This window comes from Bifidobacterium catenulatum PV20-2 (genome assembly GCF_000800455.1).
Classification (GTDB): Bacteria; Actinomycetota; Actinomycetes; order Actinomycetales; family Bifidobacteriaceae; genus Bifidobacterium; species Bifidobacterium kashiwanohense_A.
The window spans coordinates 2,075,542-2,096,929 of sequence record NZ_CP007456.1 but is presented as its reverse complement, the minus strand read 5'-3'; the positions used below and the strand labels follow the sequence as shown (position 1 = coordinate 2,096,929).

Sequence of the window (21,388 nt, the reverse complement as noted above, 5' to 3'; positions counted from 1 at the left end):
ATTAGGATGGCTTTGAAAGATGCTGATACATGGGAAACCGTGATGCGGGTTGTCTATCCGATCAAGGATACCGAGCAGACGCTTCCTCTGTATGCGATTGATTGGACGAGGCCTCACGTTGCCGAGACCACATTGGACTCTCGCATTGATATGCGACGTCTCGAGTTCGGATCAATGAACCAGTCGACATTGCAACGCATCATGCGACATGCTGGTTCTTCTGCGGGAGTGAGTTGTGATTCATTCACTGTGTTAAATCGGAACACAATAGCGTTGAAGAAACATGGGCACATGTCTGGCTGTACTTTTTTCAATGCATTTCCAGCCTCTTATTGGCGTCGCTGGACTTCTGTGAAGATGGTGCGTTTTGCCGCAGATATCCAAGGAAATGCGAAGATTAATGTGTTCCGTTCCACCGGACGAGGATTGATGTATCCGGTTGCCGAGAAGGTTGTACATTCACCGCAGACAGCTGAACGTGTCACTGTGGATATTCCTATGACGGGTCTAATGGATGGCGGTTATTTCTGGTTTGATGCCGAATCTCTGGACGGAGAAGTAATTATTAGCGAGGCTGCATGGTCTGTCCCACAAAATGCTCGTACTGCGTCCAAGCCGACTACCATGTCTATTGCCATTACTACGTTCAACCGTGCTTCCTATTGCATGAATCAGTTACGAGCAATAGCTGGGGCTAAAGAACTGAGGAAGCGTCTGGACACGGTGTATTGCACCGACCAAGGAAACGATTTAGTCAAGAATCAGCAGGGATATACTCAAATCGCCGAAGATTTAGGGGCTCAACTGACCTATATTCAGCAGGCAAATCTTGGGGGATCTGGTGGATTCTCTCGTGGCATGTATGAGACGCTTAAAGCAAAGAAGAGCGGCTTCGTTCTTCTGCTTGATGATGATGCTATAAGTGAGCCTGAGTCGATTCTACGTTCCATTCAATTTTCCGATTATACTGTCAGACCTCTGCTCGTGGGTGGTGGAATGTTCCACCTAGACAATCGAACCATGCTGTACACACAAGGTGAACGAATCAATGCGCGGCGAATGTGGATGCATCCCTCGAAGGGTCTGGGGTACAACCATGATTTTTCGGTAGAACCTCTTCGTGATTCTCCAGAACGTCACCAACGTATTGATGAAGATTTCAATGGCTGGTGGATGTGCCTGATTCCAACAGTAGTTTTGGAGAAGATAGGACTTTCTCTGCCGGTATTTATTAAGTTTGATGACATCGAATACGGATTGCGTGCGAAAAAAGCCGGTTTTCCAACGGTTTGTCTGCCGGGTGTGGCTGTGTGGCATCAAGCATGGCATGATAAGGATCCTGCACGTTCTTGGGAAGAATATTTCACTGAGCGCAACCGTTGGCTTGCCGCGCTAGTCACATATCCGGAAGCCAAGCCTAATATGCTCGTGGAAGCCCTCTACGGTGACGCGAGCTTAGGCTTACGTTTTGTGTATTCTGCTATGGCACTGCATCACATGGCATTAAGAGACATTCTGAGAGGTCCACAATACATTGTGGACTGTCTGCCTACTAAATTGGGTGAAGTCAGAGAGCTACGTGCTAAGTATCCGGATGCTCAGGCTAAGGACAGTTTCGAGGATTATCCGGAACCGTCAGGCGAGACCGATTCCCCGCGTAATCATCCGTCTACGATGAAGAGCCGCTATAAGGCTGCTGTCGGGCTAATTGCAAAAAGCTTTATTAAGAATGTTGATCCCAGTAAAGCTAAGAATCCAGATGCTGCGATTCCAGCGCAGGACGCTGCTTGGACATGGCTCGCATTTGATCGTGTTAATTCAGCGTTGGTCACCACGCCTGATGGTAATGGGGTAGCTTGGCTGAAGAGGGATAATCGCCTTTTCCGCCGGAACATGATTGAGGGATATCGACTAACCCGTAAGATCATGCGAAACTGGAAGCGACTGTCTGCTCAGTACCGAGCGTATAACATTTCTTCAGTGGAAACATGGCGGCATATTTTTGAAGGTAAGTAGAACAATACTGTTTAGCGTCAGTGGTTGGCGTTAAACAGAGATCAGTCAAGGGCCAGAGATTTTTCCCTGACCCTTTCGTTATTCGGAAATCTGAGTGAAATTCAGATTTTGAAGATAGTTTTTCCCTGAAGTCATGTCATATTGGACTAGGCTATAATCTTTCAGCAACTGACGAGCTTTTTGGGATAGATTTTTTTTCTTCACAATGGAACCATCGCTGTTAAGATACGTTGCGGATCCGCTGCCCCAACTATCATTTGTCGAGCCAAAACGTCCCATAGAAGGTACTTCTTCGTGGAGCTCGGTAAGCAACGCTAAGAAAGGAGACACCTTAGCGTTCATATGCTCTGCTGCGGAAGCTATGAAATAGTTGGATGATGAATAGTTGCTTTCTTCAGGAGATAGCTTCGTCTCAGAGCTTGAAGATGCGGCGTTCGACCATATGAAGTAGTCACTTTCATGAAGGGCCAGTTGGTTTCGCTTTTCCATTGCTGCAGTTTGATAGATTCCAGGAAGGTGGTCTCCGTAGAAAATAACAGTAGTAGGCTTTTGTAATTCGTTTAGCTGGTTGAGGAAGTTGATTGTGGCGGAATCAGTGTGGCTTACGCCTTTTGCATAAGTATCAATTTGTTGCCTTTCTACATCATTAATATCGGAAGAAATGTCAGCATCTTTAAACTCATTGTCTACATACCAGTCACTGTAAGGTAGATGGTTTTGCATTGTTACTAGCTGTATAAACTGTGACTGATCTGTTGATTGTTGAAGATAGTCCAGTACGTTCTGATATGATGCCGCATCGCTGACGTATATAGAATTATCAATGTGATCCTGATGACTGATCATGGGACTACTATCTAGCGTTCGGAAGAATTTGAACCCAAATTTCTTATAATTAGAGTCCCTGAGATAAAAGCTTTTGTAGTAAGGGTGATAAGCGACTGAACATGTTGAATGGCATGCCTCATTCCAGATTTGATTGAAAGAGTATGCACTTTTCATATTAGGGACTAGCTGCTGGTAAGGAGAAATGAGCTGGTCATTGAAAGAAGCCAAACTCATACCGGTCAATGACTGATACTCGATATTGGCGGTTCCACCTCCATAACCTGGTGACAGCATCAATCCCGAGGTGGTGGAGTCTTTTATGCTGCGAATGTTCGGCATAGGGTCAATGCTGAAAGAAACTCCGGGCACGCGCGTAGGGTCGGAGAATGACTCGGAGAGAATCATAATGACGGTGCTGTCGGTAAGGTTGTTTGTACGAGAGGAGTTGATGTTGTCCGCCTCTTTTGCATAGCGTCGGGCTATGGATTCCATGTTTTTTTGACTATAACCTTCAGGCTTCTCCATAGCTTTGATTCGTACAAGGCTTTCAAAAGTCGTGGCAGGGCCGTTGCTTGTCGCGTCCTCGTAGGTATTCCAAGGAACGGGCTTGTATCCTAAATTGGTTGCAAGTACATAGGACCAAGCTCCTGGAATATTGAGATTACATGTGTAAGAGGCTAAAAGGGCGATACTGAGCACCGCTGCGATTATGCGGGTAAGAGTTCCGGCTACGTTCTTCGCACTAGAAAAAGGTTGTTTCCAAGAGCAGTGAATGAAACGACGTCTACCGTCGAGAATAAAGAAAAGGACACAGATGCAAGAGAACCAAGCCAATACGGTGATTGTTCCGCTAACAAGAGTTTGTTGATCTTTCGGGATAAAAGAAAGAAGACTCCCACTGTTGCCATTTAATATAAAACTAAGGTCTGATGGAAGAATAGGCTCATTCCGCAGCCTCATTTTTATGCTGTTCGCCACGCCATAAGCGGTCATAGCGACACCGAAAATGACCGTTGCTATCCAGAAACGGTTTAATACGAGAATTAGAACAAGGTAAATGAGACCTATGCCAATGAAATTGAGCAGAAACTGATATTTTTGTTCAAGCCACATCTGACTGACGAATTTGGTGACTTGTCCCGCGACACTTTGTAAAATTCTTGTTGTTTGATCGATTTCGGTATCTTCGGCGTATTCCGGCTCACTGTAAACCCCCCATTGTAAGAAAATGACTTCAGCTGAAGTCAGCAGTGCAAACACAACGGTGTAGAACGCATAGGAGAACTTCATACGCTTCTTCCATAGGACATGCGTCTTTGAGAAGAATTTGATGATGAGCTGGATGGCTTTGGAATTAACAAAAGTGTACCAAGCCCTTTTTATTGTTCCGGTGGCAGAGTGAACGGTACGTCTGGCGTTTTGGACTGTGCCTGCGATTGTATGGCCCGCTGCGGAAAGTGTTTTTGCTGCGGTTTGTGCGGCCTTTTCGCAGGCTTTAACGGCTTGGTTTGGGATACGGTCTGTGGAATGATCTAGCTGAGTTTCAGGAAAGGGGACAATTTGATCGCTATTGTTCGCAACTTTGTTGACGATTGCGGCTGTTGCTGTTTCTGCTGGTCGGAGTAATGCGCTGACGTTGGGGATAAAGATGCTTGTGCTATTGGAGTCGGTGTGAATCGTCGACTTTTGCGTATAAAGCGTTGAACTATGATGCGCTTTGAAATTAGACGGGACTGGGGCGTGGGTTCCCTCATTGTTTGAGAGAGGACGATACGTTCCTCCTGCAAACGGCTGTTTAGCATGTTTTACGTATGAAGGGACACAATCATGGCTGTTAAGCTGGGAAAAAAGCATCATCGCATCCTTCAAGATGATAACCCCGTATAAATTGGAGACCCTATACAATTAAACCGAACACATTCTAGTGTTTAGCTGTGGACGAACGAGTGTCTTGTAAGTGACTGGAAAGTAGCTGAAGGGTGAACAGCGCTGTGTCGAAATGAAGGCAATCTACTGAGTTGATTCTTATCTGCGTATGCGTATTCAAAACGGGTTGCTTACGGAATCTTATCCTCTTACCAATAAAATGATGACGTCGTAATGAGTCATGTTTGTGGGTACCATAGATGAAGCTGCATTTTGTAAGTAATTTCAACTGATGGAAGGAATGAGCCATTATGACTGAAGCGGTGGAATATCCCGATCTGGTGGTCGTGGGCGCGGGCCTGTTCGGCCTGACCGTGGCCCAGCAGGCCGTCGAGCGTTTGGGCGTCAGGGTGGAGATCATCGACGTGCGCGACCACATCGGCGGCAACGCGTACAGCTACATGGACGAGGAGACCGGCGCGGAGATCCACAAGTACGGCGCCCACCTGTTCCACACGTCCAACAGGCGCGTGTGGGACTACGTGAACAGGTTCACCTCGTTCACGAACTACGTGCACCGCGTGTACGCCACGCACGACGGCGAGGTCTACCCCCTGCCGATCAACCTGGGCACCATCAACCAGTTCTTCCACGCCCACTACACGCCCGCCGAGGCCAGGGCGCTCGTGGCCGAGCAGGCCGGCGAGCTGGCCGGCAAGGACCCGCAGAACCTCAACGACAAGGGCATCTCGCTGATCGGGCGTCCCCTGTACGAGGCGTTCATCAAGAACTACACGGGCAAGCAGTGGCAGACCGATCCGAAGGACCTGCCCGCGGGCATCATCAACCGCCTGCCGGTGCGCTTCAACTACGACAACCGCTACTTCAGGGACACGTGGGAGGGCCTGCCGACCGACGGCTACACCGCGTGGATGGAGCGCATGATCGACGATCCGCGCATCCACGTGACCCTGGAGGCCGACTTCTTCGACGGGTCGCAGCCGTTCAACAAGGCGGCTTTGGCCGCGGCGGGCGTGCCGGTGGTGTACACGGGTCCGGTGGACCGCTACTTCGGCTATTCGCTGGGCGAGCTCAAGTGGCGCACGGTCGACTTCAGGGAGGTGCGCTACGACGAGGGCGACCATTTCGGATGCCCGGTGATGAACTTCTCCGACGCGGACGTGCCGTACACGCGCGCGATCGAGTTCAAGAACTTCAACCCGGAACGCAGGGACTCGCAGAACCCGGACAAAACGGTGGTGTGGGAGGAGTACAGCCGTTTCGCGGAGCGTGGCGACGAACCGTACTATCCGATCAACACGGAGGCCGACAGGGCGCTGTACGCGAGGTACGAGGAGCTCGCGAAGGCCGAGCCGCTCACGGTGTTCGGCGGCCGTCTGGGCACGTACAAGTACTACGACATGCACAATGTGATCGACACCGCGCTGACCGCGTACGAGGAACAGGTCGAACCACTCCTCAAGAAGTAAGCCATACCCCGCCTCTCGCATGTGAAGGATCCCCGCGATGCCACCCCGCGTCACGGGGATTTCTTTTCACGCCGGCGTGCTGATTGATGGGGGCGAGTCCTGCCAGATGGTTGCCGTTGCCGTCGCAGGTCTGCACGTAGGTGCCGCTCGCGGGAGCATACTTGGCACCCTCGCGGTTGTAGCCGTTCACCGGGAAGACAAATTTGCGAAGCGTGTCGGAAGGGGACGTTTATAACAGGCAGCTATGACAGTGTAACGCAGGTTGACTACTTGCCTCTCAATGGAATGAAGCCTTCTACAGCAATCCCGCCATGTATATCGGCAGCTTGACCACGTCATTTTCCACGACCAGCGGTTTTGGATGCAGCACGTATCTGGTGCCGACCTTCTTATCGAATTTTGCCTTGAATTTGTCTAACGAGCCCGTACGGTAGCGTTTCGATGACTTGACTTCGATGGGGCTGATCCTGTACTTCATTGCCGCGTTCTCGTACGGTTCGACGATGAGGAAGTCGATCTCTATGCGGTTCGACGGGTCGTCGCGATCATTGCGCAGGTCGACGAAGCAGCCCAGCACGTCATCGGGGGTTGCAACCAGTTAACTTAATTGCTTGCTTTCGATTGTTTTCGTATGATATACTTGAGTCATGCGTGTCAGGGAATGGGCGAAACGAGAGGGCTTCAACGAGCAGACGGTATGGCAGTGGTGCCGAGAGAACCGCATGCCCGTCCCATTTGAGCGCATGAGCACGGGCACGATAATCATCCACGACCCGAAATACGAGAACCAGTTCGCCACCCCCACAGCGAACGGCAGGACGGTGTGTTACGCGCGTGTCAGTTCGTCTGACCAAAAGGACGATTTGCAACGTCAGGCCGACCGGTTGAAGGCGTTCGCTCTTAGCATGGGCGTCGAGAAGCCCGAGGTGGTCACGGAGACGGGTTCCGGCATGGACGACAGGCGGCGCAAGCTCAACCGGCTATTGTCCGACCCGACCGTGGGCACGCTGATCGTGGAGCACAGGGACAGGCTCGCCCGCATGAACGCGGGGCTGGTGGAGAGCGCGTTGAAGGCGCAGGGACGCCGAATCATCGTGGTGGACGACACGGAGCTGGACGACGATCTGGTGCGCGACATGACCGAGGTGCTGACCTCGTTCTGCGCCCGGCTGTACGGGCGTTGCGCGGCCAAGCGCAAGACGGACGCGGCGTTGAAGGCGGCGCGCGATGCTTGAGGCAGTCAGGGTGGCGCTTGACCCGACGCCACGGCAGGAACGACTCTTGGAGTCCCATGCTGGTGCGGCGCGGTTCGCCTACAACGCGGGACTCGCTCATGTCAAGGACATGCTCGAACGCGGCGATAAACCCGAATGGTCGTACTACGGGCTGCGCAGGTGGTGGAACCAAGCCAAGAACACACTCGCCGTGGACGAGACCACGGGAGAAACATGGTGGCCGGAGAACAGCAAGGAGGCATACAACAGCGGCCTCGAATCATTGGCCGACGCCCTGAAGAACTTCTCCAAGTCCCGCAAGGGGCGGCGGAAAGGCCGCAGGATGGGCTTCCCACGCTTCAAATCCAAGGACAAGGCGGTTCCCGGATTCGCGTACACGACGGGCTCGTTTGGTCTCATTGACCGTGACCCTCATGCGCTGCGGCTCCCGAGGATAGGCCGCGTGCACTGCATGGAGAACGTGTCCAGGCGAGTGGACGGCGCGAAGGTGCTGCGCATGAGCGTATCCAAGCGTGGTGGACGCTGGCAGGCCAGCCTGACCGTCGAACGCGCCGACCTGCCGATTCCATCGCCGCCGAAAGGCGGGAGCGTCGGCATCGACTTGGGCGTGAAGGAGCTCGCCGCATTGTCGGACGGCACCGTGATACACAACCCGCACGCACTCAAATCGAACCTCAGACGGTTGAAGAAAGCCCAACGGAATCTGAGCCGCAAACGGAAAGGCTCCAACCGCCGCCGCAAGGCGAGAGCGCAGGTCGCCCGACTATACGCACGGGTGGCGAACCTGCGTTCGGACGCGCTCAACAAGACCACCACCATGCTCGCCCATACCTACGCGGACATCAGCATCGAGGACTTGAACGTGGCGGGCATGGTGGGAAACCACGGGCTCGCCCGATCGATTCAGGACGCCGCGTTCGCGGAGTTCCGACGCCTACTGACCTACAAGACCGCACGCACCGGCGCGAGGCTCCACGTCATCGACCGCTGGTATCCAAGCTCGAAGACCTGCTCGAACTGCGGGACGGTGAAAGCCAAGCTGCCCCTGTCCGAGCGCGTCTACCATTGCGGCAAGTGCGGGCTTGACATGGACCGCGACCTGAACGCGGCCATCAACATCCAAGTCGCCGGGAGTGCCCCGGAGACGTTAAACGCGCGTGGAGGAAGCGTAAGACAGGCCCACCCAAAAGGCGGGACAATGCGGCATCCGGCGAAGCGCGAACCAAGCGGCGGCGAGAGTCGCGTGAGTCTTGGAGCTGGCCTTGGCAACGAGGCCATGCAGATGACTTCGCTTTAGCGACAAGCTAAAACAAAATCATTTGCAACGGCTTTCGAGAAGTCGACGAGCATATACGACGCATAGTTCCGTCGTCCGAATTCCTCCGCGATGGTGCTTTTCCCGACACGTCGTGCGCCCTCGATGAGCAGGGCTGTGCTTCCTTGGGAAGAATCCTTCCAGGAAGCCAGTTTTCGTACGCTTTTCGTTCGAAAGCCTCCATGTCTCACCGCCGTAAATACACCAAATCAAGGGTAGTGGAATGGTGGTTTGCTGATCGGCTTGAATTAGATTTCTGACAGATGGTCGCTATCTCGCTTATGTATGGCAGATTTTGGGGTTTGCACGGAGGCGTTCGATTATCTCACTTGCGCGCGTATGTGGTCTTGCTCTATGGTTTGTCTACAACGGACTTTGTGTATACAATGTATACAAACTTATTTTGCGTTAAGGAGGCATCGAAATGAGCGCTGCGACACTGGTGAGATGGGGAAACGGCCAAGGCGTTCGGCTGAATCGCGACGTTGTGGAGGATGCCGGAATCAAAGTGGGCGACCAGCTTGACGTGCAGGTACGGGAGGGGCGTATTGTTCTAACCCCTAAGCGTGTGAGGGTCATTTCGGTTCCGGATTTTGAGGCGATGTTTGCGGGCTACGAGGGGCCTCGGACGCAGGAGGACGGATTTGCTGGCCAAGTCGGAAAGGAACTTCTATGAAGGACTATCGCTATGGTGACGTGGTGTGGGTGAATTTGGATCCGTCGGCTGGCCATGAACAGGGGAAACGCCGGCCTGTGGTGGTTGTTAGTAACGATGCTTACAACCGTTTCAATAATCTCACCATGGTCGTGCCGATAACCAGCAGTAGGGAATATCCTTTGCATGTCAATGTTGGTGTGATTCCGACTGAAGATGGTTCGGAAATTCATGGGTGGGCGGAAATCGAACAGCTTAAATCGCTTGACCTCGAGGCGCGATACGGCAGCGTCGTTGGAGAACTGGATGGAGAGACTCTGGATAAAATCACGGACTTGGTCCTTGTTTGTCTTATGCAGCCCACCATGCGCATTGAAAACCTTGTGTAGGTGTGAGTGAGTTTGTGGTGTGGCTCCGTTTGGGGCACCGAAACCCGCCACGGTACCCAAGGTTGGTAAGCGTCAAGAAATGACTATGAGAGCCGGACGGACTTGGGCCTTATGACCCTAGTCGTGAGTCTAGGTTCAGCGGTGGGGGATGAAAATAGCCGCAAATCTGCCATATATAAGCCAGTTTGTGGAATCGCTTCATGGCTATGCAACCCTGCCGGTACTCTGAAATTGTGAGTAGTGAGATTTTCAAGCCGCGCAACATCATCGTGACCGGCGGATGTGGGTTTATCGGAGCCAATTTTGTGCGCTATGTGGCACGTAACCATCCTGACGTGCACATAACCGTGCTCGACAAACTGACCTATGCCGGAAATCCGCAGAATATCGCAGGTCTTCCGCAATCGCAAGTCGAACTCGTGCAAGGCGATATTTGCGATACGGCATTACTGGAACGTATCGTGCCTGGTCATGACGCGATCGTGCATTTCGCGGCCGAATCGCACAACGACAATTCCATCGCCAATCCTGAACCCTTTATCACGACAAACGTGGAAGGCACGTTCCGTCTGCTTGAAGCGGCACGCAAGCATGACGTGCGATTTCACCACATCAGCACCGACGAAGTGTACGGCGACCTTGCGCTCGACGATCCATGCAAATTCACCGAAAGCACGCCGTACAAGCCATCAAGCCCATACAGTGCGTCGAAAGCGGCGTCCGACCAGCTGGTGCGCGCGTGGGTTCGCACGTACGGGCTTCGCGCCACGATCTCTAACTGTTCCAACAATTACGGGCCGTACCAGCATGTGGAAAAATTCATTCCACGCCAGATCACATCCATCATGGAGGGCGTGCGGCCGAAACTATATGGCACAGGCGAGAACGTGCGCGACTGGATCCATACGGAAGACCACTCTTCTGCGGTGTGGGAGATTCTTACACGCGGGCGGATCGGCGAAACATACCTGATCGGCGCGGATGGCGAAATGAGCAATATTGCCGTGATGCGTATGATCCTGCGGCTTATGGGATGTGCCGAAGATGCGTTCGACTGGGTGCGTGACCGTCCCGGGCATGATCGGCGTTACGCGATTGACTCCAGCAAGCTGCGTACCGAACTCGGATGGAAGCCTGCACACACCGATTTCGAAGCCGGTTTGCAGGCGACCATCGCTTGGTATGCTGCCAACCGCGCCTGGTGGGAGCCCGCCAAAGCCGCCACCGAAGCCCGCTACCGTGCCCAAGGCCAGTAAGTGGGGGTTTGGCTTGCATGGCGTGACTTGGTGTGTGGGCGAAATCTTCTTCTGTTGTACCAAATTTTAGGGTGTTTGTTTGATTTGCAATAGGTATTCTGCTTGAAAAGCCAATGATTATGCGGGCTTTACACCAAATCAATGGTTACGAAAGGCACCTTTATACACCAAATCAAGGGTAACTGAAGTGCCATTCATACACCAAATCAAGGTTTAGAGTGTAAGAATTAATGCTGACAGGTGTATTTAGGGTGGTGTGCCTCAAGTTGTTCTCCGCGTAGTTCGCTTGAAGTCGGCCTGAAATTGCTGATCGAATTTGATGATAACCATGGCGCTTTATCCGTTCGGCCGTTTAGCCGTGATTGTTGTGCAGCCAAGCGATGGCGTCTTGCGCGTTGCTGAAAGTGGCCGCGTCGCCTGGGGGATGCCGCGTTCCTTGGCTTCGGTTTCGAGCATGGCGCACTTGGTCTGCTCGTTCGGCTCCGCAGTGCGTACCGAAGTGTCAAAAGGAAGTCGCTGCTGGTTCACAAGCTGGATGCTGGCCATGGTTACGTAAGTGTTGAAATTCATGCCCATGGCGTCCAGCGTCTGGTTGACGCGGGCTTTCAGGTCGTCGTTCATGCGAATGGTGATGTTGCCCATCTGAATCGTCCTCCTTAACTTGACGTGCAATTAATGTGTATTATACGCCTAATGCACATATATTACAGCAAATGGTAAGGGCTATTTCTTGACAAAATGGCAACTTGTCAGTTTTGTCAGAAACTTGTATGCTGAAATGAAGTGAAAATTTGTGTGGGAGGAATCATGAGTGCTGTATTGGATCGGCCTGGCTCCAAGAAAACCGTGATCGCGGCGGGGAGCCGTGTGCTGGTTGGTGCGGATGGCGCGGTTGTGGAATTGACGCCTGAGTCTTATGAGGCTGCGCTTAATGCGGCAATGGGGGTGATGGGCGAGCATCGGATGATCACCACGGGGGATGCTGCCCGACTGTTGGATTGCTCGGCTCGCACGGTTGCGCGCATTTTGGATTCGGGGCGTCTGCCATTCGTGCGTAATGGCGCCGCAGGGCGTCGCATGGTCGACGTTGTTGACGTGATGGATTACCGCAGTGAGGAGATGGAACGGATGCGTGAGTCCCTCGCGTCAATGCGTCGTGCAGCGCGAGACTTCAATCTGAACGACGACGAAATGACTGACTACGTGTCGCAGTTCGATGCCTAAGCCTTAGTGGGGCAACATGACTAAACCAGTCGCTCTTTTGGATGCCAACGTATTCCCGCCCGTGTGGTTGCTTGATGTTCTGCTGACCATGGACGAGCATCAGGTTTTTGATGCGGTATGGTCGCAACGGATTTTGGAAGAAGTCCGCCGTGCGATGATCGATCGGTTACGGCGCAATCAAAAAGAAATCGAGAATTTCATGGACTGTTTCATCTCAATGAATCCAACGCATTGCGTATATGGGTGGGAGTCAAGTGAAATGATGTTGAAACTGCCTGATGCGGATGATCGGCATGTGCTTGCGGCTGCGCTGGTTGCGGATGCGGACTATATCGTTACGTATAATCTGAAAGATTTTCCACAGGCGGAACTCCAGAAGTATTCAATCGCAGCTGTGCACCCTGATGTTTTCCTTTGTGAGATGTTTGATGTGAATCGGAACTCAATGCTTCGTGTCATGAATGAGGTTGTAGAGAGCAAAGATAATCCACCTCGCACGATGGCTGAGGAGATCGCGCATCTGAGGAGTTTGCGGTTATGCGAGTTTTCCGAACGGCTGCGGGATTGCTACGGGTTGCGTGCATGAAGTGGACATTCGCTGTCGGGCATGAACACTACGGCTGACTGATCTTGCCGGGAAGGGGTGGACCGGGGGCAAAGTTGTTTGAAAACATGACTTTGACCCCGTTAAACGTAGGGTTTGGCGCTGACGGCGGCGCTAACCGTCGGGGCGGTTTACTTGACTTACTTGGCGGACTCGAGTTTGAGTTCTTGGCTGGCGATCACCGACTTGGCGGCCGCGTCAAGTTCGTTGGTGATGTTGCGCAGGTTGTCGGCGTATTTGCGAATATCGTCCGTCGCCTTGGTGAAGTCGCTGGCATTGCCGCTTGTGGGGCATGTCGGCGCGTTTTCTACGGATTCGGCCAGCGCGATCGCATCCTTCAGGGTTTCGAGGGTGGTGCCGTCGGCCACGTCATCCACGGTGAGTTTCGCCGCCTCTTTGGCTTCTTTCTGTGCCTCCTTGAAGCTCTGCTGATGCGTGGAGAGTGCCTTTGCATTCAAGGTGCAGGTGTCGCTGGCGGCTTGTGTCATTTCGCGCTTGTTGGCGACTGCGATGATGGCGATGGCTGCGAGCGCGATGGTGACCACTGCGATCACTGCGACGATGGCGATGGTTTTGTGCTGTCTCGCATTGTTTTTCTGCGTGGTTGGCTGCATTGCTGGTTCCTTTCTTCTTGTGCGGTTCTTATTTCGGACAAAACGTTGCGAGTATACAAAAAACACTTCCGAAAAACGATTTACCGGTGGAAATAGTGCGGATTATTTTGCTGTGAAAGGAATTTGTTTGTGATTGCGATGCTGGGCGCGTCAGGTTTGCGTGGCATTTATGCTGGAGGGATAAACGTTTTAAGGGGGTTTGGATGGCGTATCGTGCGACGCTGAAGGATGTGGCTGCTGCCGCGGGGGTGTCTGTGACGACGGTTTCGCTGGTGTTGAATAATCGTCCTGCTCGCGTGTCTGAGGGGAAGCGCAAGGTCATTGCCGATGCGGCGAAGAAACTGAATTATGTGCCGAATCAGAGCGCGAGAAGCTTGGTGACCAAGCAATCCCAGTTGGTGGCGCTCATTGTGCCTGATATTGAGAACTTGTTTTTTGCGGCACTTGCCAAGTGTGTGGAGGATGAATGCGCCGCGCAGGGGTATTCGCTGATTGTGGCCAATTCCGATGATTCGCGTGTTACTGAGCATGAGTTGTTGCAGCGTCTTCCGGCCCGTGGGGTGGATGGTGTGATGCTGATTCCGGCGCGTGAGTCCTGCGTTGGCGATGCTGCTGGGCGGTTGCGTGAGGATGTGGCGCTTGTGTCGTGCCCGGTGGTGTTGATCGACCGTTTGGCGCAGTGCGGTTGGTGTGATGCGGTTGGTTTTGATAATTATCTTGGCGGCCATTTGGCTGCCCAGTATCTGTTGGAGGGTGGTCATACTCGTATTGGCATTGTCGCCGGCGACATTGCGGAGTCGAGTGCCGCGGAGCGTCGTCGTGGTTTTGTGGATGCTATCGAGCGGTCGGGAAAGCATTTTGATCCTGCGCTGTGTGTTGAGGGGGATTACCGTTTCGGTAGTGGCTATCGGGCTGCTGATCAGATTATTGATGGCGGTGCGACTGCCGTGTTCTGCTGCAATGATGTGATGGCGCTTGGTTTTCGTCAGCGTATGGCGGAGCGCGGGTTACGCGTTACTGAGGATATGCAGGTGATCGGTTACGACAATATTCTCAAGCGATTCGGGCTTGGTTGGCGTATGACCACCGTTGAACAGAGTGTGACTGATCTGGCCGCCGCCTGTTGGGATATGTTGCGTGGGCGGATTGATGTTTCGGTTCATACTAAGTCCGGTATGGATTCGGTGGCTGCTCGTCCGTGGCTTTCCGATCCGCAGGTTGAGGTGCTTACGCCGAAATTGGTGCAGGCGGCCTGCTCGTAAACCGCCATTTTTAGGTGCTGCAGACCGGTGAAAAACGGGTGGCGTAGATCAATCTCGATATGCAGTGACATCAGTATTTCCAATATTCTGTAAATGTTGGAAATAAAAGCAACACGCCGTGCGTGGGGTATTGAATTTGCGTTATTGATAAAACGCTTTATCATAAATCTTGTCAACGCACAACACAACCGAAGAATGTGTTCGATGTATAACTGACGGCGCACCCGTATGGTGGCGGACCGTCGTCAGGCTCGTCAAAGAGGAAAGGCACACACATGAAAAAGATGATTCTCGATCTTGATACCGGCGTTGATGACGCACTTGCCATTTCGTATGCCCTGGGAAGCCCGGAAGTCAAGCTGATCGGCATCACCGGTACCTATGGCAACGTGCTTGTCGAGCAAGGTGTGCGCAACGCGCTGGCTGTGACCGACCTGCTCGGCCATCCGGAAGTCAAGGTGTATCAAGGCCTGCCGCACTCCAGCACCACCAACCACTTCGAAGTGCTGCCGATCTCCGCATTCATCCACGGCGACAACGGAATCGGCGACGTGGACATCCCCGATTCCAACCGCTCCGTCGAAACCGAATCCGCGGTCGACTTCATCATCGACGCAGTGAAGACCTACGGCAAGGATCTCGTCTACGTGCCGACCGGTCCGATGACCAACATTGAAGCCGCACTGAAGAAAGCACCGGAAATCAAAGACGAAATCGGCCAGATTGTGCTCATGGGCGGCGCGCTGACCGTACCCGGCAACTGCAACGCCTGCATGGAAGCCAACATTTCGCAGGATCCGGAAGCCGCCGACTACCTGTTCCGTTCCGGCGCACCGACCACCATGATCGGCCTCGACGTAACCCTGCAGACCCTGCTCACCTACAAGGAAACCCAGCAGTGGCGTGACCTCGGCACCAAGGCCGGCAGGTTCCTGGCCGACATGACCGACTTCTACATCAAGGCCTACGAAACCACGTCCCCGCACTTGGGTGGCTGCGGACTGCATGATCCGCTCGCCGTCGGCGTGGCAGTGGACCCGACCCTCGTCACCACCCTCGACATCAATATGAAGGTCGACGTGGAAGGCCCGACCCGCGGACGTACCATCGGCGACGAAACCCGCCTGAACGATCCGGTCAAGACCATGAAGGTGGCCGTCGGCGTTGACGTGCCGCGCTTCCTGAACGAATTCATGACCCGCATCTCCGGCCTCGCAGCCGAAGCCGAATAAGCGTAACCGGCCAAACAATCGCACATAATATCCTCAATATAAACAATGGAGATTCGTAAAATTGCGATTACTGAAAAACAATATTTCACAAATCTCCTTTTCATTTAAGGAAGACAAAGATGAGCGCGACTGAAGTTCTCTCTGCATTGGACCGCATCCACGGCACGGTGTCCGTAATCGGCTCGATGAATGCGGATTACACCGTCACCGCACAGCGTCTGCCAGGGCCGGGGGAGACCATCACCGGCGGTCCGCTGCAGCTGCTGCCAGGCGGCAAATCCGGCAACCAGGCGGCCGCCGCAGCGCGCATCGGCGCAACCGTGCAAATGTTCGGCGCGGTAGGCTCCGATTCCAACGCCGACTTCCTGCTGGGCGCCCTAGGTGAAGCTGGTGTGAATACCACGCATGTTCGCCGCGTGCTTGGGCCATCCGGCACAACCGTGATCACCGTGGATGCAACCGGCGAAAACACCATCGTCTACTCTCCGGGATCGAACGCGCAGGTCACCGTGGATTATGTGGAATCCGTGCGTGAGGCGCTGGTGCGGTCTTCCGTACTTGGCCTGTGCTTGGAAAGCCCGATCGAAACGGTGACGGCCACCGCACGCATGTGCCACGAAGCGGGCGTGAAGGTGCTACTCAACGATTCGCCGTTCACTCCGTCGCTGCCGGCAGAACTGGTTGAAGCATCCGACGTTCTGTTGGTCAACGAGCACGAAATGGTGCAGTTGCTTGGCATTGACGAGCCGGAAAACGATGATTGGGACGGTTTCGACTGGGGTCATGCGCTGGAAGTGATGCGCGGATTCGGTTTCGAACAGGCGATTGTGACGCTCGGTGGCGATGGTTCGGTGGTATTGGATTCCACTTCGGCAACGCCGATTCAGCGGATAGCCCCCGTGCGGGTCAATGCGGTGGATACCACCGGTTGCGGCGACTCGTTCATGGGCACTGTGCTTGCCGGTCTTGCCTCAGGTATGGCACTTTCCGAAGCTGCCGAACTCGCCTCGTACGTGTCCGCATATGCCGCCACCGGTTACGGTGCGCAGGCCTCCTACGGCAATGCCGCGCAAATCCGCGAGGCGTATATCGGACGATAGCTAGATTTCTCTCTTTTCTCTCTTGATACACGGGTGCCGCATCCCACAAAACAAAGGACGCGGCACCCGTTTTTGTCTTGTATTGCCTTTGATAATCGTATTGCCACCGAAATCTCATTTCGTTACAGATCATCATTGTAGAGGGTTCTATTTCGTTACTGATCACCCATTAAAACCGTTCTATAATGTTACAAAACGAGATTAAAAACCGTCTTATTGCGTTACAAGGAGGTTTTGTGTTCAAGCGAAAAGCCATGGAAAAACTGGTGTTTTGGAAGGAACATAAAAACAAGCAGGCCATGTTGGTCGATGGTGCTCGCCAAGTGGGAAAGACCAGTCTTGTTGAAGAATTTGGTAGAACCAACTACGAGCATATGGTGGAAATCAACTTCATCGACATGCCTGATGCGAGGAGAGCGGCGGACAATGCACAGAACGCAGACGATCTGTTTCTTGCCATTTCCGCATATGCGCAAGATGAAATAATTCCCGGGAAAACCCTTATTTTTTTAGATGAAATTCAGACATGCCGTGACGTGGTCACCATGATTAAATTTCTTGTTTCCCGGTATGGCGATTACGATTTTGTGCTATCAGGCTCGCTGCTTGGCGTTGAAGCAAAATCTGTGGAATCAGTTCCGGTGGGATTTTTGGATTCGATCACCATGTATCCCATGGATTTCGAGGAATATTGTTGGGCGAATAAAGTTCCGGGAAATGTGTGGAATGAAGTTCGTCTGGCCCACAAGGAGAAAAGGTCTGTCAATGAGGCGGTCCATCGAAGAATGACGGATCTTTTCCACGACTATCTTTTGGTGGGAGGTATGCCGGATGCGGTTTCCGTTTTTTTGGAGCAGCACAATATTCAATCATTGCGTGCGCGTCAGCAGGCAATCGTCAATCGGTATCGTGAGGATATTTCGCAGTATGCAGAGAGTCTCACGCAAGCGCGGAATATCCGCCGTATTTTCGATTTGATTCCCAGCGAATTAAATCAGCAGAACAAACGATTCCGTGTGACCAGCCTTGATAAGCATGCCAGAATGGAACGTAATGAAAACAACTTCCTATGGCTGGCTGATGCGGGCGTCGCATTGCCCTCATACAACGTTGAGGAGCCGCGGTATCCGTTGATGTTGTCGATGCAATCTAGATTGTTCAAGCTGTTCATGAATGATGTTGGACTATTGACGTGCATGTGTGGCATGAACGTTGTGCGCGATTTATTGAACGATCGTACTGACATTAATTTCGGTGCATTGTACGAAAATGTGGTGGCTCAGGAACTTCGTGCTCATGGATTCCCGCTGTACTATTTCAAAAATAATACGATTGGTGAGCTTGATTTCGTTGTTGAAAGTGCAGCCGGCAGGGTGGTTCCTGTCGAAGTAAAATCTGGTAAGGGCTATAGACGCCATCGTGCCATCGACAAGGCACTTGCCACACCTAATTATGGTATGGAACGAGGAATTGTTTTTGCGGAGTCCAATGTTGAATGCATGGAAAACATTGATTATCTTCCTATATACATGGTTTCTCAATTAATGTTTGATGATTCTTGGGCTAAAGAGGAGACACATTGAACGGTAGTTGCGGTAGATAAAACTTAGATGATATTTGCCGTCAAATAATGAGTAAAGCATGTACAAAAAACTCGCCGACCGAGTGGTGGCGAGTTTTTATTTTGAAAAGATTACGAATCAGGCGTAGATGTTGCGCGGACGCATGTCTTCGGGCAAGCCGTTGAGCAGCGTGGAAACGGAACCGGATTCGAACACGGAGCGAATGCCGGCGGCCAGCAATGGGGCCACAGACAGCACGGTCATATTCGGAAGGCGCTTCTCTTCCGGAACCGGCACGGTGTCGGTAAGTACGATTTCTTTGGCACCGCAATTCCTCAGGCGTTCCACGGCGGGGCCGGACAGCAGACCATGCGTGGCAACCAGCGTCACGGACTTCGCGCCGGAGTTGTTCAGTGTGCGCACAGCCTCGCAGATGGTGCCTGCGGTGTCGATCATGTCGTCAACCACCACGCAGTCGCGGCCTTCGACCTCGCCGATAATGCCATGTGCCTCGGCATGGTTCGGGCGAGTGGTGTCACGAGTCTTGTGAATGAAGGCGAGCGGCAGATTGCCCAGCTTCGCGGCCCACTGCTCGGAAACCTTGATACGGCCGGCATCCGGAGACACGATGGTGGTGTTCTCAAGCGGCATGTTGTTGCGCACATAGTCAAGCAGCACCGGAGTAGCGGTGAGATGATCGACTGGACCATCGAAGAAGCCCTGCTCCTGAGCGGCATGCAGGTCAACCGTCATAATACGGTCGGCACCGGCTGCGCGGAACAGGTCGAAAATCAGGCGGGCGGTGATGGGCTCGCGGCCCTGATGCTTCTTATCCTGACGGGAATAGCCGAGGAATGGCGCGACCACGGTGATGGAACGGGCGGAAGCGCGCTTCATGGCGTCAACCATGATGAGCTGCTCCATGATCCACTTGTTGATCGGCTCGGTATGCGCCTGCATCACGAATGCGTCGGCACCACGCACCGGCTCGGTGTAACGCACATACATCTCGCCGTTGGCGAAATCGTAAGCCGTGGTCTCAAGCACGTCGATTCCCAGGTATTTCGCGGTTTCATGGGCCTGCTCAGGGTATGCACGACCCGTCACCAAAGCCAATTTCTTATCCGGAGTGCCTTCGAGAATCGCCGACATGCTTCGCCTTCCACAAATCTAGAGTCGCGTAAATACGGTACCAACCGTACAAAAATAGCCGTATTCAATATAACAATGCGGGTGCCCATGACGCGCCTGTTTTGCGGAACGTGCGCAATTGCCGCTCGTCCAGCAGAAGGGCTATGCTGAGCGGGTTGTCTGAACCGTATCTTTATACCTTTATATATGGATGCGCGAAGGCAGTACGCATACACACTCCTGCCATGGAAGGTCCATGGCCGATAGTCCGAAGGAGGTGGGTGATGTCTGCGCATAAGTACGAACTGATGTTCATTGCCGATCCTGAGCTGGATGAGCGCGGTCTGAAGAAGCTGACCGAGCAGTATCTGGAAACTGTCACCAAGGAAGGCGGTGCTGTCGAGAACATCGACATCTGGGGCCGTCGCAAGCTTGCCTACGAGATCGCTGGCAAGACCGAAGGTAACTACGTTGTGGTCAACTACTCCGCTGAGCCGGCCACCAGCGACGAACTCGATCGTCTGCTGAACCTGAACGAATCCGTCATCCGCACGAAGATTCTTCGCAAGTAAGTAATTCTAAGCTTTTCAAGCTGCAAAACAATAAGCTGCAAAGTAAGTAGGTAACGATGGCAGGCGAAACGATTATCACTGTGGTGGGTAACCTCACGGCTGATCCCGAAATCCGTACGGTTGGCAACGGCTCGTCCGTGGCCAGCTTCACGATTGCCTCCACTCCGCGCACCTGGAACCGTAATACGGGCCAGTTTGAAGATGGTCAGGCTTTGTTCATGCGCTGCTCCGCGTGGCGCGACATGGCCGAACATTGCGCGCAGAGCCTGAGCAAGGGCATGCGTGTGATCGCGCAGGGTCGTTTGCAGCAGCGTTCCTATCAGGCGAACGATGGTTCCCAGCGCACGGTTGTCGAGCTTCAGGTCGATGAGATTGGCCCGTCCCTGCGCTATGCGACCGCCCAGGTCACACGAACCTCCAGTGCCAACGGTGGTAATTTTGCCGGCAATCGTGGCGGCAATGCTTTCGCTGGTGGCAACGGCGGGTTCAACAACGGTGGCTTCGCCGGCAATGCCGGTGGATATCAGGGCGGTGCCGGGTATTCCGGTGGCGCTGGCTATCAGGGTGGGGCTGCCGCTCCAGCCAATGCCGCGCCCGCCGTGCAGCCTGCTCCGGCATCGGATCCGTGGGGCAATTCGGATAATTCCGGTTCCTCATCGTTCGGTTCCTTTGGCTCCTCCGAATTTGGTGGAAGCAGCGACGAACCGGAATTCTGATCCGACCCGGATCGCAGCTTAAAAGAAAAGCAATTTCCAGATTTTAAGGAGAACATCAAGATGTCACGCAAGAGGCCGCAGCCGCCGGTCAAGCCGTTTAAGAAGAAGCCGAATCCACTGAAGGCCGCTAAGGTCACCGAGATCGATTACAAGGACGTTGCCCTGCTGCGCAAGTTCATCTCCGATCGCGGCAAGATTCGTTCCCGTCGTATCACCGGTGTTTCCGTGCAGGAACAGCGCGAGCTCGCCAAGGCTATCAAGAACGCCCGCGAGATGGCTCTGCTGCCGTACGCCACTTCCGGTCGCTGATCTGAGAGAGGT

Annotated in this window: 21 protein-coding genes; 16 read left to right on the top strand and 5 right to left on the bottom strand. The window is 53.3% G+C overall.

From position 1 onward, the window contains the following. Positions 1 to 6 precede the first annotated feature (6 nt). On the top strand, positions 7 to 2,016 hold the full coding sequence (locus AH68_RS09025; RefSeq protein WP_039199373.1) for a glycosyltransferase: 2,010 nt from the start codon (positions 7 to 9) through the stop codon (positions 2,014 to 2,016). Positions 2,017 to 2,094: 78 nt separating this feature from the next. On the opposite strand, the gene AH68_RS09020 is transcribed toward AH68_RS09025, so the two are convergent. Then, entirely contained in the window at positions 2,095 to 4,713 is a 2,619-nt protein-coding gene (locus tag AH68_RS09020) for an LTA synthase family protein (protein WP_236682402.1), read from the bottom strand. Positions 4,714 to 5,021: 308 nt separating this feature from the next. Here AH68_RS09020 and glf point away from each other — a divergent pair, with 308 nt between their 5' ends. Continuing rightward, positions 5,022 to 6,200, top strand: coding sequence for a UDP-galactopyranose mutase (gene glf, locus AH68_RS09015; RefSeq protein WP_039199369.1), 1,179 nt, complete (start codon positions 5,022 to 5,024; stop codon positions 6,198 to 6,200). A gap of 295 nt (positions 6,201 to 6,495) precedes the next feature. Here glf and AH68_RS09005 read toward each other — a convergent pair whose 3' ends face one another. Next, positions 6,496 to 6,777, bottom strand: coding sequence for a hypothetical protein (locus AH68_RS09005; protein WP_039199366.1), 282 nt, complete (start codon positions 6,775 to 6,777; stop codon positions 6,496 to 6,498). 70 nt (positions 6,778 to 6,847) lie between these two features. On the opposite strand from AH68_RS09005, the gene AH68_RS09000 reads away from it, so the two are divergent. The 5 genes from AH68_RS09000 (at position 6,848) to rfbB (ending at position 11,050) form a co-directional block, all read left to right on the top strand. Further along, positions 6,848 to 7,435, top strand: a complete 588-nt coding sequence (locus tag AH68_RS09000; protein ID WP_039199363.1) for an IS607 family transposase — start codon at positions 6,848 to 6,850, stop codon at positions 7,433 to 7,435. Beyond that, the gene (tnpB, locus tag AH68_RS08995; protein WP_039199361.1) at positions 7,428 to 8,732 is read left to right on the top strand and encodes an IS607 family element RNA-guided endonuclease TnpB; all 1,305 of its coding nucleotides are present in this window, start codon (positions 7,428 to 7,430) and stop codon (positions 8,730 to 8,732) included. Before AH68_RS09000 ends, tnpB begins: the two co-directional genes overlap by 8 nt. A 442-nt stretch (positions 8,733 to 9,174) precedes the next feature. Continuing rightward, entirely contained in the window at positions 9,175 to 9,426 is a 252-nt protein-coding gene (locus AH68_RS08990; RefSeq protein ID WP_052189213.1) for an AbrB/MazE/SpoVT family DNA-binding domain-containing protein, read from the top strand. Next, positions 9,423 to 9,794 carry a type II toxin-antitoxin system PemK/MazF family toxin gene (locus AH68_RS08985; protein ID WP_039199358.1) on the top strand — a complete coding sequence of 124 codons (372 nt, stop codon included), beginning with the start codon at positions 9,423 to 9,425 and terminating at the stop codon, positions 9,792 to 9,794. Before AH68_RS08990 ends, AH68_RS08985 begins: the two co-directional genes overlap by 4 nt. A gap of 206 nt (positions 9,795 to 10,000) precedes the next feature. After that, positions 10,001 to 11,050, top strand: a complete 1,050-nt coding sequence (gene rfbB, locus AH68_RS08980) for a dTDP-glucose 4,6-dehydratase (RefSeq protein WP_173405884.1) — start codon at positions 10,001 to 10,003, stop codon at positions 11,048 to 11,050. A gap of 336 nt (positions 11,051 to 11,386) precedes the next feature. Here the strand turns inward: rfbB and AH68_RS10155 are convergent, their stop codons facing one another. After that, a complete protein-coding gene (locus tag AH68_RS10155) occupies positions 11,387 to 11,692 on the bottom strand; it encodes a type II toxin-antitoxin system RelB/DinJ family antitoxin (RefSeq protein ID WP_052189212.1) in 306 nt (101 codons plus the stop codon). A 165-nt stretch (positions 11,693 to 11,857) separates the two neighbouring features. Here AH68_RS10155 and AH68_RS08970 point away from each other — a divergent pair, with 165 nt between their 5' ends. Continuing rightward, a complete protein-coding gene (locus tag AH68_RS08970) occupies positions 11,858 to 12,274 on the top strand; it encodes a helix-turn-helix domain-containing protein (protein WP_039199356.1) in 417 nt (138 codons plus the stop codon). Positions 12,275 to 12,290: 16 nt separating this feature from the next. Then, complete coding sequence (locus AH68_RS08965; protein WP_039199354.1) at positions 12,291 to 12,860, top strand: PIN domain-containing protein; 570 nt, start codon at positions 12,291 to 12,293, stop codon at positions 12,858 to 12,860. Between the two features lie 158 nt (positions 12,861 to 13,018). Here AH68_RS08965 and AH68_RS08960 read toward each other — a convergent pair whose 3' ends face one another. Continuing rightward, a complete protein-coding gene (locus AH68_RS08960; RefSeq protein WP_039199352.1) occupies positions 13,019 to 13,492 on the bottom strand; it encodes a hypothetical protein in 474 nt (157 codons plus the stop codon). Positions 13,493 to 13,695: 203 nt separating this feature from the next. Here AH68_RS08960 and AH68_RS08955 point away from each other — a divergent pair, with 203 nt between their 5' ends. The 4 genes from AH68_RS08955 to AH68_RS08940 all read left to right on the top strand — a co-directional run bounded on the left by AH68_RS08955 (position 13,696) and on the right by AH68_RS08940 (position 18,669). Next, on the top strand, positions 13,696 to 14,754 hold the full coding sequence (locus tag AH68_RS08955) for a LacI family DNA-binding transcriptional regulator (RefSeq protein WP_039199349.1): 1,059 nt from the start codon (positions 13,696 to 13,698) through the stop codon (positions 14,752 to 14,754). 275 nt (positions 14,755 to 15,029) lie between these two features. After that, positions 15,030 to 15,986 (top strand): nucleoside hydrolase, encoded by a 957-nt coding sequence (locus AH68_RS08950; RefSeq protein ID WP_039199346.1) that lies wholly within the window; start codon positions 15,030 to 15,032, stop codon positions 15,984 to 15,986. Positions 15,987 to 16,105: 119 nt separating this feature from the next. Continuing rightward, positions 16,106 to 17,086, top strand: coding sequence for a ribokinase (locus tag AH68_RS08945; RefSeq protein ID WP_039199344.1), 981 nt, complete (start codon positions 16,106 to 16,108; stop codon positions 17,084 to 17,086). A gap of 236 nt (positions 17,087 to 17,322) precedes the next feature. Next, on the top strand, positions 17,323 to 18,669 hold the full coding sequence (locus tag AH68_RS08940; protein WP_039199342.1) for an ATP-binding protein: 1,347 nt from the start codon (positions 17,323 to 17,325) through the stop codon (positions 18,667 to 18,669). A 117-nt stretch (positions 18,670 to 18,786) separates the two neighbouring features. Here AH68_RS08940 and AH68_RS08935 read toward each other — a convergent pair whose 3' ends face one another. Next, positions 18,787 to 19,800, bottom strand: a complete 1,014-nt coding sequence (locus AH68_RS08935) for a ribose-phosphate diphosphokinase (RefSeq protein WP_033501468.1) — start codon at positions 19,798 to 19,800, stop codon at positions 18,787 to 18,789. Between the two features lie 263 nt (positions 19,801 to 20,063). Here AH68_RS08935 and rpsF point away from each other — a divergent pair, with 263 nt between their 5' ends. The 3 genes from rpsF to rpsR are packed head-to-tail and all read left to right on the top strand — an operon-like array spanning position 20,064 to position 21,376. Continuing rightward, a complete protein-coding gene (gene rpsF, locus AH68_RS08930; protein ID WP_003810120.1) occupies positions 20,064 to 20,351 on the top strand; it encodes a 30S ribosomal protein S6 in 288 nt (95 codons plus the stop codon). 56 nt (positions 20,352 to 20,407) lie between these two features. Continuing rightward, positions 20,408 to 21,067, top strand: a complete 660-nt coding sequence (locus AH68_RS08925; protein ID WP_033501467.1) for a single-stranded DNA-binding protein — start codon at positions 20,408 to 20,410, stop codon at positions 21,065 to 21,067. Positions 21,068 to 21,127: 60 nt separating this feature from the next. Then, entirely contained in the window at positions 21,128 to 21,376 is a 249-nt protein-coding gene (rpsR, locus tag AH68_RS08920) for a 30S ribosomal protein S18 (protein ID WP_003833963.1), read from the top strand. The last annotated feature ends 12 nt before the right edge of the window (positions 21,377 to 21,388 follow it).

Coding starts and splice junctions, on each gene's coding strand:
- AH68_RS08985 (WP_039199358.1), top strand. CDS start 9,423: ATGAAGGACTATCGCTATGGTGACGTGGTGTGGGTGAATTTGGATCCG.
- AH68_RS08970 (WP_039199356.1), top strand. CDS start 11,858: ATGAGTGCTGTATTGGATCGGCCTGGCTCCAAGAAAACCGTGATCGCG.
- rpsR (WP_003833963.1), top strand. CDS start 21,128: ATGTCACGCAAGAGGCCGCAGCCGCCGGTCAAGCCGTTTAAGAAGAAG.
- AH68_RS08990 (WP_052189213.1), top strand. CDS start 9,175: ATGAGCGCTGCGACACTGGTGAGATGGGGAAACGGCCAAGGCGTTCGG.
- AH68_RS08955 (WP_039199349.1), top strand. CDS start 13,696: ATGGCGTATCGTGCGACGCTGAAGGATGTGGCTGCTGCCGCGGGGGTG.
- AH68_RS09025 (WP_039199373.1), top strand. CDS start 7: ATGGCTTTGAAAGATGCTGATACATGGGAAACCGTGATGCGGGTTGTC.
- AH68_RS08945 (WP_039199344.1), top strand. CDS start 16,106: ATGAGCGCGACTGAAGTTCTCTCTGCATTGGACCGCATCCACGGCACG.
- AH68_RS08965 (WP_039199354.1), top strand. CDS start 12,291: ATGACTAAACCAGTCGCTCTTTTGGATGCCAACGTATTCCCGCCCGTG.
- glf (WP_039199369.1), top strand. CDS start 5,022: ATGACTGAAGCGGTGGAATATCCCGATCTGGTGGTCGTGGGCGCGGGC.
- tnpB (WP_039199361.1), top strand. CDS start 7,428: ATGCTTGAGGCAGTCAGGGTGGCGCTTGACCCGACGCCACGGCAGGAA.
- AH68_RS08935 (WP_033501468.1), bottom strand. CDS start 19,800: ATGTCGGCGATTCTCGAAGGCACTCCGGATAAGAAATTGGCTTTGGTG.
- rfbB (WP_173405884.1), top strand. CDS start 10,001: ATGCAACCCTGCCGGTACTCTGAAATTGTGAGTAGTGAGATTTTCAAG.
- rpsF (WP_003810120.1), top strand. CDS start 20,064: ATGTCTGCGCATAAGTACGAACTGATGTTCATTGCCGATCCTGAGCTG.
- AH68_RS08950 (WP_039199346.1), top strand. CDS start 15,030: ATGAAAAAGATGATTCTCGATCTTGATACCGGCGTTGATGACGCACTT.
- AH68_RS08960 (WP_039199352.1), bottom strand. CDS start 13,492: ATGCAGCCAACCACGCAGAAAAACAATGCGAGACAGCACAAAACCATC.
- AH68_RS10155 (WP_052189212.1), bottom strand. CDS start 11,692: ATGGGCAACATCACCATTCGCATGAACGACGACCTGAAAGCCCGCGTC.
- AH68_RS08925 (WP_033501467.1), top strand. CDS start 20,408: ATGGCAGGCGAAACGATTATCACTGTGGTGGGTAACCTCACGGCTGAT.
- AH68_RS09000 (WP_039199363.1), top strand. CDS start 6,848: ATGCGTGTCAGGGAATGGGCGAAACGAGAGGGCTTCAACGAGCAGACG.